Here is a 15396-nt window from a genome sequence, read left to right as displayed (position 1 = left end):
TCAGTATGAGTCAGAACAAAATCGGTGAGGGCTCAGTGGCCCATGCCCATGCCGCCGTCGACGGGAATGACCGCGCCCGAGACGTACGCCGAGTCCTCGGACGCCAGGAAGCTGACGACCGCCGCGACGTCCTCCGGCGTGCCGAGACGCTTGAGCGGGATGTAGTCGCGCGCCATGGTGCGGAGCTTCTCGTCGAGATCGGCCGTCATGTCGGTCTCGATGAAACCGGGTGCGACGACGTTCGCGGTGATGGAACGCGACCCCAACTCGCGGGTGATGGATCGAGCCATACCGACCACACCGGCCTTGGACGCGGCGTAGTTGATCTGTCCGGGGCCACCGGCCATGGCCACCACGGAGCCGAGGAACACCAGACGGCCCCACCGTGCCCGCAGCATCGCGCGGTTGGCTCGCTTGGCGACGCGGAACGCACCGGTCAGGTTGGCGTCGAGCACGCGGGTGAACTGCTCTTCCGTCATACGCATCAGCAGCGTGTCGTCGGTGATGCCGGCGTTCGCCACCAGAACTTCGACGGGACCCTGATGCTTCTCGACCTCGGTGAACGCGGCCTCGACGGACTCGGAGTCAGTGACATCGCACGTCACGCCGAACAGGCCCTCGGGTGCACCCGAGCCGCGGTGGGTGACGGCGACCTTGTGTCCGTCGGCGGCGAGGCGCCGCGCCACGGCGAGACCGATGCCTCGATTTCCGCCCGTGACGAGGACCGATCGGGACACGAAGTCGGGCTTGAGTGCCGTGGGCTGCTCCGGGGGCATAGAAAAAGTCACCTTTGCTGTAGCTGGTTCGAATAATCTCGGGAGATGTTACCGACGAGTGTCAGGGAAGTCGCTGACGCAGGCCCAACGCTGTGACAACTCCTGCCGCGGTCAGCAGAACTCCAGCGATCAACCAAGGTCTCGAGGCATCGCCCTTGGTGATCTCGAATCCGATCTGCTCCTCGAGCGTGTCGTAGACGCTGCGGAGTTCCTCCAGGCTCGACGCGGTGAAGAAGTTGCCACCCGAGAGGTTGGCGATCTCCTTGAGCGACGGATCGTCGACCGGGACCGGGACCCGTTCGGTGTTGCCCTGGTCGTCGGTGATGTCGACCGTGCCGTACGACGTTCCGAACGAGATGGTCGAGATCGGAATGTCCTTCGTCTGGGCCTCACGAGCTGCGGTGTATCCGCCACGCGGATCGTCCGGACTCTCCGGCACGGTCTGTTTGCCGTCGGACAGCAGCACGATGCGGGCAGGTGGCGCCGCATCTCCCCCGCCCAGGACGGCGCCGAGGGTGTCGATGGACTGCATCGCCGTGAAGATCGCTTCACCCGTCGCGGTGCGCTCGGCGAGTTGCAACTTGTCGATCGCGCTCTTCACCGCGTCTCGGTTCGTCGTGGGTGAGACCAGCACGGACGCCGTGCCCGCGAACGCCACCAGGCCGAGGTTGATGCCGGGAGTCAGCCCGTCCGCGAACGACTTTCCGGCTTCCTGGGCGGCCACGAGCCGATCCGGCGCGACGTCCGTCGCCTCCATGGACAGCGACACGTCGATGACCAGCATGACCGTTGCTCGGTTGCGTGGGACTCGCTGATCCGCGGTGGGACCTGCCAGCGCGACGGTGAGGAACATCAACCCGGCGAGGATCAGCGCGGTCGGCGCGTACCGGGAGATGCCGAGGCGGCGAGGCGCGACCTTCTCGAGCAGGTCCATGTTCGTGAAGCGCATCGTGTTGCGCTGCCGACGGCGAGCGGCGAGAACGAACCCGATCGCCATCGCCACGACAACCACCAGGAACAGCAGCCACCACGGTGAGGAGAAATCTCGAAAGCTCATGCGCCGGAACCGATGCTGTGTCGACGGCGCGAGACGAATCGGACGACGTCGGCGATCCAGTCACCGTCCGTGCGCAGGGTCATCCGAGGGCAATTGCACTGCCGCAGCACGCGTTCGACGTCGTCTCGGTGGTCGGCGGCCGCGCGGGCGAAGTCCGCACGCAACTGCGGGGTGGTCGTGAACTCGCGCGTGCGTCCGGATTCGGGGTCGTGCAGGACGATGTCGCCCACGTCGGGGAGTGTCAGATCGCGCGGATCGAGCACCTCGACGGCCAGCAGGTCGTGCCGCGCTGCGATGGCGCGCATCGGGCGCTCCCAGTCCAACGGCCCGAGGAAGTCGCTGATCACCACGGCCATCCCACGGCGCCGCTGCGGGCGGCGCAGCGAGTCGATGGCTCCGGCCAGGTCACCTCGCACACCGTCGGCGGCGTGGGGAGTCGTCGCGATTCGCCGCAACATCGACTGGGTGTGCACGCGTCCACCGCGGGCAGGAATGCGAACCACGTTCTCGCCGTTGGCAATCACCGCCCCGATGCGGTTTCCGCCGCCGCTCGTCAAATGCGTGATCGCAGCTGCAGCGGCGACGGCGAGGTCGCGCTTCTCGCACCCGGTGGTCCCGAAATCGAGACTGGCCGACATGTCGACGATCAGCCACGTCTCGAGTTCACGATCGGCGACCGATTGCCGTACGTGCGGGTGCGTGGTCCGAGCGGTGACAGACCAATCCATCTGCCGGACGTCGTCGCCGGGCTGATACTCGCGAGCATCCCCCGGTTCCGAACCCGGACCGGGAATCAGACCGAGGTGGTCACCGTGCAACACCCCGTCGAGCCGGCGTCGCACCGTCAACTCCAGCGTGCGGAGCGCGGCAGCGAGGTGCGGGTCCTCCAGCGACCCGGACCGGAACGAAGGTGGTCCGCCGCGACCGCGCCGTGGCTCGTCCGCGGACGTCACCGCGTCGGATCGGAGGCCGGGGTCTGCTTCTGCATGGCCGGTTGCTGGTGGGGACCGTTCGGTGCTTGCGGACCGTTCTGCTGATACCCGTTCGTCGGACCCTGCTGCTGAGGACCCTGCTGCTGAGGACCCTGCTGCTGGGGAGCCTGCTGCTGCGGCGGACCTTGCGGGCTGGGCGGAACCGGCTGCGCGCCGACCTGGGGCAGACCGACCGTCTGCAGAATCCGGGTGATCACCTGTTCGGGCGTCACCTCGTCGGCGAGGGCGTCGTACGACAGCACGAGACGGTGACGCAGAACGTCGGGAATGACCTCCAGGACGTCCTGCGGCACGACGTAGTCGCGACCACGGACGAACGCCAGAGCGCGCGAGGCCGCGATGATGCCGAGCGTCGCGCGAGGTGACGCTCCGTACGCGATCCAGCCGGCGACGTCGGTCAACCCGAGTTCCTCCGGCGTTCTGGTCGCGGCGATGACCCGCACGACGTAGTCGACCAGGGCGTGGTGGACGAACACCGTCGCGGCGACGTTCTGCAGACGCACCAACTCGACCGGATCGAGGATCTGCTTGGGCGTGGGCGGGGCGACACCCATGCGGTAGACGATCTCGCGCTCCTCCTCCACCGACGGGTAGTCGACGATGATCTTGAAGAGGAAGCGGTCGCGCTGAGCTTCGGGCAGCGGGTACACGCCCTCGTTCTCGATGGGGTTCTGCGTCGCCATGACCAGGAACGGATCGGGCATAGGGAAAGTGCGGCCACCGATGGACACGTGCCGCTCGGCCATCACCTCGAGGAGCGCGGACTGCACCTTGGCCGGGGCGCGGTTGATCTCGTCGGCCAGAACGAAGTTGGCGACGACCGGTCCGAGTTCGGTGTCGAACTCCTCTCGGCCCTGCCGGTAGATGCGCGTACCGATCAGGTCGGTGGGCACGAGGTCCGGGGTGAACTGCACGCGCGAGAAGGAGCCGCCGACGACAGTCGCGAACGTTTCGACGGCCAGCGTCTTCGCGACGCCCGGTACGCCTTCGAGGAGAACGTGTCCTCGCGCGAGCAGCCCGACGAGAATGCGCTCGACCAGTCGGTCCTGCCCGACGATGACCCTCTTGACTTCGTAGATGGCTTTCTCGAGAGTCTGTACATCGCTCGCGAGGTCAGCCGAATCGCCGTCCCGTGAAGTCACCAAGAATCCACCGCTTTCTCACCTGGGCCGAACATGTGTGCCGTATCTCGCTCCACTATTCCAGGTGTCGCGCAGTAGAGGTTCTACCGGCGTGGTCCGAGGGGAACTCAGTCCACCATTCGCACGACGTACGGCGTCATGCCGCTGTAGCGCACCGGCGAGACTTTCACCACGTCACCGGACTGCGGAGCCTCCAGCATCTTGCCGTCGCCGAGGTAGAGCGCCACGTGCTGACTGGCGTTCGGACCGTAGAAGATCATGTCGCCGCGCTTCATCTGGGCGGACGGGATCTGCGTTCCGGCGGTGTACTGGTAGCCGGTGTAGTGCGGCAGTTTGATGCCGAGCCCGCCGAAGGCGTACATCATCAGGCCCGAGCAGTCGAAGCCGACTTTGTTGTAGTCGCCGTAGCTGTCCGCAACACCGCCGTCCCGGATTCCCTTCGTCGGACCGTTCGCGTTGCCGCCGCCCCAGGAGTACTGAACTCCGAGCTGGGACATGCCGCGGTCGACGACCAGCTCGATGGCGGCACTGCCGGTCAGCGATGTGTCGACCTTGGCCGTCGTACTGGGCTTGGTCGTGCTGGGCTTGGTGGTGGTCGACGGGGTCGAATCGATATCGGTGTGGCTTCGCTCGTCGGCGGCCAGTGACGCGGCGAGCTGGTTGGCGGCAGTCTCCGCGGCGACGCGGGTCGCCGCTGCGGCTGCTGCCTCCTTGGCGGCTTGCTGCGCGGCGGCGATAGCAGCCTGCTCGGCCTGACGCTGCTGATCCCACTGGTTGTACTGCTCGCGCTGCCCTTCGAGGCCCGCGGCGGAACTACGAGCCTGATCGAGCTCGGCCTGTGCGTTGTTGCGGTCCGTCTCGATGGCGGCCTTCTGTGCCGCTTGCTCCTGCTGAGCTGCGACGGCGGCCTCGATGGCGTTCTGCGCCTCGGCCTTCTTGGCGTCGGCTTCCGCGGCGGCCTGGTCGGCCTGCTGCTTGCTCGCGCGGGCGGCCGAATCCTTGTTGGCTTGATCGGTACGCGCTCGCTGCAGGTTGTCGAGAACCGAATTCTGCTTGGACGCAAGCAGTTTGAGAATCTGAGCGCGATCGAGAACGTCCTGCGGCCCCTGCGCGCCGAGCAGCGACGTGATGCCCGCCGATCCGGTGCCCTTCACGTAGTCACTCACCGCGAACTGGTCGAACTTCTGCTGGGCCGCCGCGATCATGGTTCCCGCGTCGGCGAGCGCCTGCTGCGCCGCCGAGACGACTGCCGCAGCGACATCGGCCGCGTCGCGCGCATTCTGCAGGTCGACGAGAGCCTTGTTGACCTCTTCACGCTTGATCGCGACCTGATCGTCCAGCGCTGCGAGCTGCTGGTTGGCCGACGCCACGAGGTCGATGAGCTGGCCCACTCGGCCGGCCTGACTGTCGACCGCTGCGCCTGCGGCGGCGAGGTCGGAATCGGACGGATTGGGCGGTGGAGGCGGTACGGCTGACGCGAGGTTCGGGGTGGCGGTCACGATCGCTGCGATCATGCCCAGGCCGAGCAGTATCTGCACGCCACGGCGCTTGACCCCGCCAGTGGTACTTCGCCTCACGTATGTCTCCCTCGGTTTCGCGCCGCGGCCCCACCCGCGCCTGACGCAGGGAAGAACCCGCAGACCGAAACCAGCTCCGGAAACAACCGCACGAGCCGCATGAGCCCCACAGGTGTTTCCGGTCCCTCTGCGACACTCCTTCCCCAAGCAGTGCCATGCGAACCGTACGACACTTTGCACTCTTACGGAACTCCAGTCACAAATAACATCAAAGTAATTTCATGCGCAACTACTGCCTCGAGCTGCGGTTATGTGCCGAAATAGTCCTTTGGACTTTTTCCGGAGCGGCGCTGTGGGAGGTCCGGTTCGTGACGTTTTCTGCTGGCCGAGGCTTTGTCGGCTATTTGTGCACTCCGATTTGCTCCGGGCACGGCCGATTGCGAGCGCCTCAGGCAATCCGTGGTGCACGGAGTTGGAGCACCGCCGATTGCGGGTGCGCGAATGCTGAGCGTCAGCCGCTCGCGGGATTGCAGGCGCTTCGCGGGCTATGCGGCCGAAGCGTCGCCCAACGACCGCGCCGCCCTACGTGCACTCCCGTTCGCCCCAAGCACCGCCGATCGCGCGGGCCTCAGGCAATCCGAGGTGCCCGAACCTCAGGAAACCCCGGAGCTCAGGAACGCCCACCCGCAAATCGCCGCACGTGCGCGGCATAGGTGGCCGCCACTACGACGGCGACGATGAGGATCAGTACGACGGTGTATCCGGTCCACGGCGTGCCCGGGCCGGTGATCTCGTCGACGAAGTTGTCCGCTGCCACGACCGGGTTCCCGACGTAGGTCCGGTCCTGGCCTGCTTCCAGTACGACGCGGCTGATGCTGTCGCTGAACGACCCGACCTGCCCGGGACTGAGCACCAGGACGGTGCCGCCTTCGGATGCGCCGACCTGTGTCGCGAGGTCGCGGAGCTGCGAATCCTGACCCGGGTCCCGGTCCACCACCACGATGGACAGTGGTATTCCGTCGCTTTCGGCGCGGGCGACAGCGGCCGCCAGTCCGTCGACATCGGCTGCGGGGGCGGAGATCGAGTCGTCCTGCACGTCCGCGATCACTTCGGCGACGTTCACGCCGGCGGGGATCACGGCCGACACGGGCGTTGCCGCGGCGGTGGGCAGTGCAAGAAACGGTGTCGACATCGTCCATCCGTGATGTGAAGTGGGCCGGTGATGCCCAGACCCTACGTGACGGCTCGGACCGCGCCGGACCGACTCGCGCGAGTTCTCAGGTGCGTTGCGGAAGCGCTGTGGTTACGTGAGGATTCGAGAGGTACGCGCGTCGAAAATCTCACAGGACAAGCGTACTGTTAGAATCTGTAAGCGAGACACGGCGACGCTGCCGAACCCGAGAGTCCGCGACTCTCCGCGGCGGTGCGCACCGTTTCGTTAGGCCGTCGACACAGCCCCGTCGATGGCAGCCCTGAAGACGAGTGGAGCTGACGTGACCGCAAGTATCGATTCCTACGGTGCCAAGGGAACACTGGAAGTCGGTGAGAACTCCTACGAGATCTTCCGACTCAGTGCCGTACCGGGTACAGAAAAGCTTCCTTATGCGCTCAAGGTTCTCGCCGAGAACCTGCTGCGCACCGAGGACGGCGCAAACATAACCAAAGACCACATCGAAGCCATTGCACACTGGGATCCGTCCGCGGACCCGAGCATCGAGATCCAGTTCACGCCGGCCCGCGTGATCATGCAGGACTTCACCGGCGTTCCGTGCATCGTCGACCTCGCCACGATGCGTGAGGCCGTCACCGCACTCGGCGGCGACCCGGAGAAGGTGAACCCCCTCGCTCCCGCCGAGATGGTCATCGACCACTCGGTGATCATCGACGTGGCGGGCCGCGCCGACGCGTTCGAGCGCAACGTCGAGATCGAGTACTCGCGCAACGGCGAGCGCTACCAGTTCCTGCGCTGGGGCCAGGGCGCGTTCGACGACTTCAAGGTCGTCCCGCCCGGCACCGGCATCGTGCACCAGGTCAACATCGAGCACCTCGCTCGCACCGTCATGGTCCGTAACGGTCAGGCCTACCCCGACACCTGTGTCGGCACCGACTCGCACACCACCATGGTCAACGGCCTCGGTGTGCTCGGCTGGGGCGTCGGCGGCATCGAGGCAGAGGCGGCCATGCTGGGCCAGCCCGTGTCGATGCTCATCCCGCGCGTCGTCGGCTTCAAGCTGACCGGCGAGATCAAGCCGGGCGTCACCGCGACGGACGTCGTCCTCACGGTCACCGAGATGCTGCGTAAGCACGGCGTCGTCGGCAAGTTCGTCGAGTTCTACGGCAAGGGCGTGGCCGAGGTTCCTCTGGCGAACCGCGCGACCCTGGGCAACATGAGCCCCGAATTCGGTTCCACCGCAGCCATTTTCCCGATCGACGACGAGACCGTGAAGTACCTCGCGTTGACCGGGCGCAGCGAGGAGCAGCTGGCTCTGGTCGAGGCGTACGCCAAGGAGCAGGGCCTGTGGCACGACTCCGAGCACGAGGCCGAGTACTCCGAGTACCTCGAACTCGATCTCGGTGACGTGGTTCCGTCCATCGCCGGACCGAAGCGCCCGCAGGACCGAATCCTGTTGTCGGACGCCAAGACTGCGTTCCGCAAGGACATCCACAACTACGTCGGCGGCGAGGATCTCGACGGCGATCACAAGTCGAAGCTCGACGAGAACCTCGACGAGAGCTTCCCGGCATCGGATCCCGCGACGCTGTCCTTCGCGGACGACGACGCGGTGCCGCTGCACTCCGCGGCCAACGGCGCCGAAGGTCGGCCGTCGAAGCCGACCAAGGTGATGTCGGACGAGAAGGGCGAGTTCGTGCTCGACCACGGCGCCGTGGTGATCGCGTCGATCACCTCGTGCACCAACACGTCCAACCCGTCGGTCATGCTCGGTGCGGCTCTGCTCGCCCGCAACGCCGTCGAGAAGGGCCTCACGTCCAAGCCGTGGGTCAAGACTTCCATGGCACCGGGATCGCAGGTCGTCACCGATTACTACGACAAGGCCGGCATGTGGCCGTACCTGGAGAAGCTCGGCTTCTACCTCGTCGGCTACGGCTGCGCGACGTGCATCGGTAACTCCGGCCCCCTCGACGACGCCATCAGCAAGGCGATCAACGAGTCGGACCTGACGGCCACCGCGGTGCTCTCGGGCAACCGCAATTTCGAAGGCCGCATCTCGCCGGACGTGAAGATGAACTACCTGGCCTCGCCGCCGCTGGTCATCGCCTACGCACTCGCCGGAACGATGGACTTCGACTTCGAGCACGACGCCCTGGGTCAGGACGGCGACGGCAACGACGTCTTCCTGAAGGACATCTGGCCGTCGGCCAAGGAGATCCAGGAGACCATCAACTCCTCGATCACGCAGGAGATGTACGTCAAGGGCTACGCCGACGTCTTCAAGGGCGACGAGCGCTGGCGCGGACTCCCCACCCCCGAGGGCAAGACCTTCGAGTGGGCGGAGGATTCCACCTACGTGCGTAAGCCCCCGTACTTCGACGGCATGCCGAAGGAGCCGACTCCGGTCAGCGACATCAAGGGTGCACGCGTTCTCGCGCTGCTGGGCGATTCGGTCACCACCGACCACATCTCACCCGCCGGAAACATCAAGGCGGGCACCCCGGCGTCGCAGTACCTCGACGCCAACGGCATCGACAAGAAGGACTACAACTCCTACGGGTCGCGCCGCGGTAACCACGAGGTCATGATTCGTGGCACCTTCGCCAACATCCGTCTCCGCAACGAACTGCTGGACGACGTCTCGGGCGGCTACACCCGCGACTTCACCCAGGAGGGCGGCCCGCAGGCCTTCATCTACGACGCGGCGCAGAACTACCAGAAGGCCGGCATCCCGCTGGTCGTGCTGGGCGGCAAGGAGTACGGATCCGGCAGCTCGCGTGACTGGGCGGCCAAGGGCACCTCGCTCCTCGGCGTCAAGGCGGTCATCACCGAGTCGTTCGAGCGCATCCACCGCTCGAACCTGATCGGTATGGGCGTCGTGCCGCTGCAGTTCCCGGCCGGCGAATCCGCCGCCTCGCTGAAGCTGAACGGCACCGAGACCTACGACATCGTCGGTATCGAGAAGCTCAACGAGGGCACCACCCCGAAGACGATGAAGGTCACCGCGACGAAGGAAGACGGCTCGACCGTCGAATTCGACGCCGTGGTCCGCATCGACACCCCCGGTGAGGCCGATTACTACCGCAACGGCGGCATCCTGCAGTACGTCCTGCGCAACATGATCGCCTGATCGTTCGACCCCGGAACGCGCACGACCATCCGATCGCGATGGTCGTGCGCGTTCTGCGTAGTGCCGGAAGGAGGAACCCATGCCCAAGGTGAGCGAGGACCATCTGGCCGCTCGCCGTAGCCAGATTCTCGACGGAGCGCGCGCGTGCTTCGCCGAGTTCGGATACGACGGTGCCACCGTGCGTCGCCTCGAGGAGGCGACCGGGCTCTCGCGCGGGGCGATCTTCCACCACTTCAAGGACAAGGACGGTCTGTTCCTGGCCCTCGCCCGCGACGACGCTCTCCGCATGGCCGACGTCGCGGCCAATCAGGGCCTCGTCCAGGTCATGCGCGACATGCTGGCGTCGCCCGAGCAGTTTCACTGGCTCGGGACGCGTCTGGAAATCGCGCGACGACTGCGCACCGACGCCGAGTTCCGCGCCAGCTGGTCGGAGCGCTCGGCAGAGCTACAGGACGCCGTGCTGCATCGCCTCGAACGTCAGAAGACGGCGGGGCGCCTGCGCGACGACGTCCCGACGGAAGTGTTGCTCGGCTACCTCGACCTGGTCATGGACGGGTTGGTGGCCCGCATGGCGACCGGGCAGGGATCGGAGAACCTGTCGGCCGTGCTGGATCTGGTCGAAGCATCGGTGCGGACGCAAGCGTCGCGGACGTGACGGCTCAGGCCTTGCGGCGGTTCGCTCCCCCGCGTTTGCGCAGTTCCACATCGGTCTCGGCCAGCACGTTGTGCACGAAGCCGTAGGAACGCCCCATCGACTTGGCAATCGACCGAATGCTCTCGCCGCCCTCGTAGCGGCTCTTGAGCTCGTCGTGCAGACGATCGCGCTGGGCGCCGGTGATGCGGGCACCCTTGGTCATCGAGGTCGACTGGTTGGTCTCTGCCATGGTGCCTCCAGTCCGTAGGTCCGTCGAAAACGACAGAAACCGACGCCTGCCCGGCTTCTGGTCTCCAGCCCAGGTTAGAGCGCACACCAGGATGTGGGCAGCATTTTGGGACAATTCACACCCATCCCTGGTTATGCCAGCGTGATGAGCTCCAGGTAGTCCTGCGACCAATGGTCTTCGCTGCCGTCGGGAAGAAGAATGACGCGCTCGGGAGAAAGAGCCTCCGCGGCGCCGGGATCGTGTGTGACCAGCACCACAGCGCCCTTGTAGCTGCGCAGTGCGTCCAATACCTGCTCACGCGAGATGGGATCGAGGTTGTTGGTCGGCTCGTCGAGCAACAGGACGTTGGCCGCCGAAGACACGAGCCCCGCCAGCGCGAGTCGTGTCTTCTCACCACCGGACAGGGTGCCCGCCGGCTGCTCGAGTTGCGGCCCGGTGAACATGAAGGCCCCGAGCAGCGAGCGAAGTTCCTGCTCACCGGTGTCGGGCGCGGCGTGTCGAATGTTCTCCCACACGGTCGCCATGTCGTCGAGGGTGTCGTGTTCCTGTGCGAAGTATCCGACGCGCAGACCGTGGCCGGGCACCAGTTCGCCCGCGTCCGACTGCTCGGCGCCGGCGAGAATGCGGAGCAGAGTGGTCTTGCCCGCACCGTTGAGTCCGAGAACGACCACTCGGCTGCCGCGGTCCACCGCGAGGTCCACGCCGGCGAAGATCTCGAGCGAGCCGTACATCTTGGTGAGGTTCTTGGCCATGAGCGGTGTCTTGCCGCACGGAGCCGGTTCGGGGAAGCGAATGTGCGCGACGCGATCGGAGACGCGTTCGGCATCGAGTCCGGCCAGAAGCTTGTCGGCTCGCTTCGCCATGTTCTGTGCCGCAACGGCTTTGGTCGCCTTCGCACCCATCTTGGCCGCCTGGATGCGCAGCGCTCCCGCCTTCTTCTCGGCGTTCGCGCGCTCGCGGCGTCGACGCTGCTCGTCGGTGGCACGGGCGTCCAGGTATTTCTTCCAGTTCATGTTGTAGACGTCGGCTTCACCGCGGACGGCGTCGAGGAACCAGACGCGGTTCACCACGTCACCCAGCAGTTCCACGTCGTGGCTGATCACCACCAGCCCACCTTCGTGGCTCTGCAGGAATCCGCGCAGCCAGGTGATGGAGTCGGCGTCGAGGTGGTTCGTCGGCTCGTCGAGCAGCAACACGGTTCCCGAACGCCCGCCGCTGCCGTCGGACGCGGCGAAGAGGATCCGCGCCAACTCGACGCGTCGGCGCTGACCACCGGACAACGTACGAAGCTGCTGGCCCAGGATGCGATCCGGAAGGCCGAGGCTGTTGCAGATACGAGCCGCTTCGCTCTCGGCGACGTATCCGCCCAGCGAGGAGAACCGCTCCTCGAGCTCGCCGTACTTGCGCACGGCTTTGTCCAGCAACGCCTCGTCGGCGACCTCCGCCATGAGCGCCTGCTGCTTCTCCATGTCGTGCAGCAGTGTGTCGAGCCCACGGGCCGAGAGCACCCGGTCCTTGGCCAGCATCTCGAGGTTGCCCTCACGGGGGTCCTGCGGCAGGTAGCCGAGCTCGCCGGTCCGCACGACCTCCCCCGCGTACGGCTCACCCTCTCCCGCCAGGACGCGCAGCGTGGTGGTCTTTCCGGCACCGTTACGACCCACCAGACCGATCCGGTCGCCCGCCTGGATGCGCAGGGCCGGGCCGGGTGCGGACAGAAGCGTCCGTACGCCGGCACGAACCTCCAGGTCGGTGGCGGTGATCACTAAAGGGTTCTCCCAAAAGGTCGGAAACTAAAGCAACTTCGAATTTTACCGCGCCGCGCAAGCCGCTTCTCCCACTCTGCAGTGACTTGGCTAACCTTTGGCCATGACTGGAGAACAGGACCTCGCCGGACGAGCCGCGCTGATCACGGGCGCGAGCCGCGGCATCGGCAAGGCCATCGCAGCACAGCTTCTGGCCCGCGGCGCGGCCGTGACGATCACGGCGCGCAAGCCCGAACCGCTCGAGGAAGCAGCCGCCGATCTCCGCGCCGGCGTCGACGGTGGTCGGGTGCTGGCGATCGCAGGCAACGCGGCCGACGAACAGGCGCGAGCCGAGGCCGTGGACCGCACCGTCGCCGAGTTCGGATCGCTGGACATCTTGATCAACAACACGGGTATCAATCCCGTCTACGGCTCGCTGATGGAGGCCGACCTGGCCGGTGTCAGCAAGATCTTCGAGACGAACGTCGTCGCCACCTTGGGCTACATCCAGCAGGCGCACCGCGCATGGATGGGCGAACACGGCGGCGCCATCGTCAACCTGGCCAGCGTCGCGGGGCTGCGCTCCACCGGTGTCATTGCCGCGTACGGCGCCTCGAAGGCCGCGTTGATCCGCCTGACCGAGGAACTCGCCTGGCAGCTCGGACCGAAGATCAGGGTCAACGCCGTCGCCCCGGGCGTGGTGAAGACCAAGTTCGCCGAAGCGCTCGTCGCGGCCGGCGAGGACGAGGTGTCGAAGGGCTATCCCATGAAGCGCCTCGGCACGCCCGAGGACGTTGCGTCCCTGGTGGCGTTCCTCGCCTCCGACGACGCGTCGTGGATCACCGGCGAGACCGTGCGCGTCGACGGCGGTCTGCTCGCGACCGGGTCCCTCTGATTTCGTCCACCACGATCGTCGACCTCGCGGTTGTCGGCTGCGGCCCGGCGGGGCGCGCACTCGCCCACCGCGCGCTGGTACACGGCGCGTCGGTGGTCGTGGTGGATCCGCACCCCGATCGTCGCTGGACACCCACGTACGCGGCGTGGAGCGACGAGCTCCCGGCGTGGCTCCCCGCCGCCGCTCGGTCGACGGAAACTGCGACTCCCTCGGTGTGGGGCACGAGACCGCGCGTGCTCCACCGCCCCTACACCGTGCTCGATACCGCGGCACTCCAGGACCAACTTGTTCTCGACGGTGCCCAGCGAATCGCTTCCAGCGCAACGGAATTGACGCCGGAGCGCATCACGCTCGCGGATGGAACCACCATCCGTGCTCGTGTGGTGATCGACGCGCGCGGCACCCCACCCGGCGCGGGGATACCGGAGCAGACCGCCTACGGCATCGTCGTCTCGCCCGACGTCGCTCGCCGGGTGTCGGACGACGCTTCGGCATGGATCATGGACTGGCGCACCGACAACGGCACGACCGGCGCGGCATTGCCCAGCTTCCTGTACATCGTGCCGCTGAGCAACGATCGAGTGCTGCTCGAAGAGACGTGCCTGATCGGCTCGCCCGCACTCGATTTCGCAGTACTGCGCACCCGCCTCACGGCGCGGCTGTCCGGTCGCGGATACGAGGTCACGGGAGACGAACCCGTCGAGCGGGTTCGGTTCGCGGTTCGGCCGCCACCCGGCGACCGTTCCGGGGTGCTCAGGTTCGGCGCTCGCGGCGGGTTGATGCACCCGGCAACGGGTTACAGCGTGGCGGCATCGCTGTGTCTCGCCGATTCGATGGCCATCGACATCGCCGACGGGCGTATGCCGCGAGTCGGCTCGCGTCGAAGTTCCGCGGTGTCGAAGTTGCGCTCACTGGGTTCGTCGGCGTTGACCACGCTCCCCCACGACAGCGTCGCCACCTTCTTCGACGCGTTCTTCGACCTCCCGATCGAGCGACAACGGGCGTACCTGTCGGGGCGCGACGACCTGATCGGGGTCGGCGTGGCCATGGCGTCGCTGTTCGGGGGTATCGACACTTCGTCACGATTGGCGATCGTTAGGGCCGTGGGTGGTGGCAAACTGCTGACCCGTACACCAAGATTGTGATCATGCGGTCAATCTGGAAAGGCTCCATCGCCTTCGGTCTCGTCAACGTGCCGGTGAAGGTGTACACCGCGACCGAGGACCACGACATCAAGTTCCACCAGGTCCACGGCAAGGACGGCGGCCGGATCAAGTACGACCGCAAGTGCTCCGTGTGCGGTGAGTCGGTGCAGTTCGCGGACATCGACAAGGCGTACGAGTCGCCCGACGGTGACCGAGTGATCCTCACCGACGAGGACTTCGCGAAGCTCCCGGCGGCCGAGAAGCACGAGATTCCGGTACTGGAGTTCGTCCCGACGGACCAGATCGATCCGATCCTCTACGACAAGAGCTACTTCCTCGAGCCGGACTCCGCATCGCCCAAGGCGTACGTCCTCCTACGCGAGACGCTCGACGACACCGAACGCACGGCGCTGGTGCACTTCACTCTCCGACAGAAGACGCGTCTGGCCGCGCTGCGGGTGCGCGACGACATTCTGGTCATCCAGACTCTGCTCTGGCCGGACGAGGTACGTGCCGCCGAATTCGGATCCCTCGACGACGCACCGAAGCCGCGCCCGCAGGAACTGAAGATGGCGTCGACGCTCGTCGAGAGCATGTCGTCGGACTTCGATCCGACCGAGTTCACCGACGACTACCAGCTCGACCTGCGCAAGATGCTGGAGGAGACCATCGAGAACGGCGGCGAGAAGGTGGTGCACGCCGAACGCGACGACGAGGACGACTCGGGCGAGGACGCCGAGGTGGTGGATCTCGTTGCGGCGCTTCAGCGCAGCGTCGAAGCAGCCGGCCGCAACACCAAGACCGAGGGCAACACCACAGCCGCCACCGAGAAGGCGCCGGCCAAGAAAGCTGCTGCGAAGAAAGCTCCGGCAAAGAAGGCAGCCGCGAAGAAGGCACCTGCCAAGAAAGCGGCCGCGAAGAAGGCGGCGCAGAAGAGCGCGTGAT

13 protein-coding genes are annotated in these 15396 nt (G+C 66.3%); 5 read left to right on the top strand and 8 right to left on the bottom strand.

Annotated elements, in window-relative coordinates; all coding sequences use genetic code 11:
* Positions 1-32 precede the first annotated feature (32 nt).
* From fabG1 to AC59JP_RS05665, 6 genes are all read right to left on the bottom strand, one after another.
* A complete protein-coding gene (gene fabG1, locus AC59JP_RS05690; RefSeq protein ID WP_497324638.1) occupies positions 33-776 on the bottom strand; it encodes a 3-oxoacyl-ACP reductase FabG1 in 744 nt (247 codons plus the stop codon).
* A 61-nt stretch (positions 777-837) separates the two neighbouring features.
* Positions 838-1833, bottom strand: a complete 996-nt coding sequence (locus AC59JP_RS05685; protein ID WP_497324637.1) for a VWA domain-containing protein — start codon at positions 1831-1833, stop codon at positions 838-840.
* Positions 1830-2786 (bottom strand): DUF58 domain-containing protein, encoded by a 957-nt coding sequence (locus AC59JP_RS05680; protein ID WP_497324636.1) that lies wholly within the window; start codon positions 2784-2786, stop codon positions 1830-1832. The genes AC59JP_RS05685 and AC59JP_RS05680 overlap by 4 nt, the downstream gene beginning before the upstream one ends.
* The gene (locus AC59JP_RS05675) at positions 2783-3970 is read right to left on the bottom strand and encodes an AAA family ATPase (protein WP_497324635.1); all 1188 of its coding nucleotides are present in this window, start codon (positions 3968-3970) and stop codon (positions 2783-2785) included. Before AC59JP_RS05675 ends, AC59JP_RS05680 begins: the two co-directional genes overlap by 4 nt.
* Before the next feature lie 104 nt (positions 3971-4074).
* Positions 4075-5544: an NlpC/P60 family protein gene (locus tag AC59JP_RS05670; protein ID WP_497324634.1), complete on the bottom strand. Its 1470-nt coding sequence runs from the start codon at positions 5542-5544 to the stop codon at positions 4075-4077.
* Positions 5545-6154: 610 nt separating this feature from the next.
* Positions 6155-6676: an Rv1476 family membrane protein gene (locus tag AC59JP_RS05665; RefSeq protein ID WP_497324633.1), complete on the bottom strand. Its 522-nt coding sequence runs from the start codon at positions 6674-6676 to the stop codon at positions 6155-6157.
* Positions 6677-6989: 313 nt separating this feature from the next.
* On the opposite strand from AC59JP_RS05665, the gene AC59JP_RS05660 reads away from it, so the two are divergent.
* Positions 6990-9785 carry an aconitate hydratase gene (locus AC59JP_RS05660; RefSeq protein ID WP_497324888.1) on the top strand — a complete coding sequence of 932 codons (2796 nt, stop codon included), beginning with the start codon at positions 6990-6992 and terminating at the stop codon, positions 9783-9785.
* A gap of 79 nt (positions 9786-9864) precedes the next feature.
* Positions 9865-10440 carry a TetR/AcrR family transcriptional regulator gene (locus AC59JP_RS05655; protein ID WP_497324632.1) on the top strand — a complete coding sequence of 192 codons (576 nt, stop codon included), beginning with the start codon at positions 9865-9867 and terminating at the stop codon, positions 10438-10440.
* Positions 10441-10444: 4 nt separating this feature from the next.
* Here the strand turns inward: AC59JP_RS05655 and AC59JP_RS05650 are convergent, their stop codons facing one another.
* Together AC59JP_RS05650 and AC59JP_RS05645 are read right to left on the bottom strand one after the other, a co-directional pair.
* Positions 10445-10669, bottom strand: coding sequence for a helix-turn-helix domain-containing protein (locus tag AC59JP_RS05650; protein ID WP_497324630.1), 225 nt, complete (start codon positions 10667-10669; stop codon positions 10445-10447).
* Between the two features lie 131 nt (positions 10670-10800).
* The gene (locus AC59JP_RS05645) at positions 10801-12432 is read right to left on the bottom strand and encodes an ABC-F family ATP-binding cassette domain-containing protein (protein ID WP_497324629.1); all 1632 of its coding nucleotides are present in this window, start codon (positions 12430-12432) and stop codon (positions 10801-10803) included.
* Between the two features lie 103 nt (positions 12433-12535).
* Here AC59JP_RS05645 and AC59JP_RS05640 point away from each other — a divergent pair, with 103 nt between their 5' ends.
* Genes AC59JP_RS05640 through ku form a run of 3 tightly spaced genes read left to right on the top strand, consistent with a single transcriptional unit; the run spans position 12536 to position 15395 of the window.
* Positions 12536-13306, top strand: coding sequence for an SDR family oxidoreductase (locus tag AC59JP_RS05640; RefSeq protein WP_497324628.1), 771 nt, complete (start codon positions 12536-12538; stop codon positions 13304-13306).
* On the top strand, positions 13246-14451 hold the full coding sequence (locus AC59JP_RS05635) for a lycopene cyclase family protein (protein WP_497324627.1): 1206 nt from the start codon (positions 13246-13248) through the stop codon (positions 14449-14451). Before AC59JP_RS05640 ends, AC59JP_RS05635 begins: the two co-directional genes overlap by 61 nt.
* 2 nt (positions 14452-14453) lie before the next feature.
* On the top strand, positions 14454-15395 hold the full coding sequence (ku, locus tag AC59JP_RS05630) for a non-homologous end joining protein Ku (protein WP_497324626.1): 942 nt from the start codon (positions 14454-14456) through the stop codon (positions 15393-15395).
* The last annotated feature ends 1 nt before the right edge of the window (position 15396 follow it).

The organism is Rhodococcus sp. 320_ES (assembly GCF_059691855.1).
The sequence above is the reverse complement of the archived record's forward strand: the minus strand, read 5'-3'. Positions and strand labels throughout refer to the sequence as shown.

Excerpts from the sequence above, each read along its gene's own strand:
- AC59JP_RS05665 (WP_497324633.1), bottom strand. The coding sequence starts at position 6,676 with ATGTCGACACCGTTTCTTGCACTGCCCACCGCCGCGGCAACGCCCGTG.
- AC59JP_RS05650 (WP_497324630.1), bottom strand. The coding sequence starts at position 10,669 with ATGGCAGAGACCAACCAGTCGACCTCGATGACCAAGGGTGCCCGCATC.
- AC59JP_RS05655 (WP_497324632.1), top strand. The coding sequence starts at position 9,865 with ATGCCCAAGGTGAGCGAGGACCATCTGGCCGCTCGCCGTAGCCAGATT.
- ku (WP_497324626.1), top strand. The coding sequence starts at position 14,454 with ATGCGGTCAATCTGGAAAGGCTCCATCGCCTTCGGTCTCGTCAACGTG.
- AC59JP_RS05685 (WP_497324637.1), bottom strand. The coding sequence starts at position 1,833 with ATGAGCTTTCGAGATTTCTCCTCACCGTGGTGGCTGCTGTTCCTGGTG.
- fabG1 (WP_497324638.1), bottom strand. The coding sequence starts at position 776 with ATGCCCCCGGAGCAGCCCACGGCACTCAAGCCCGACTTCGTGTCCCGA.
- AC59JP_RS05640 (WP_497324628.1), top strand. The coding sequence starts at position 12,536 with ATGACTGGAGAACAGGACCTCGCCGGACGAGCCGCGCTGATCACGGGC.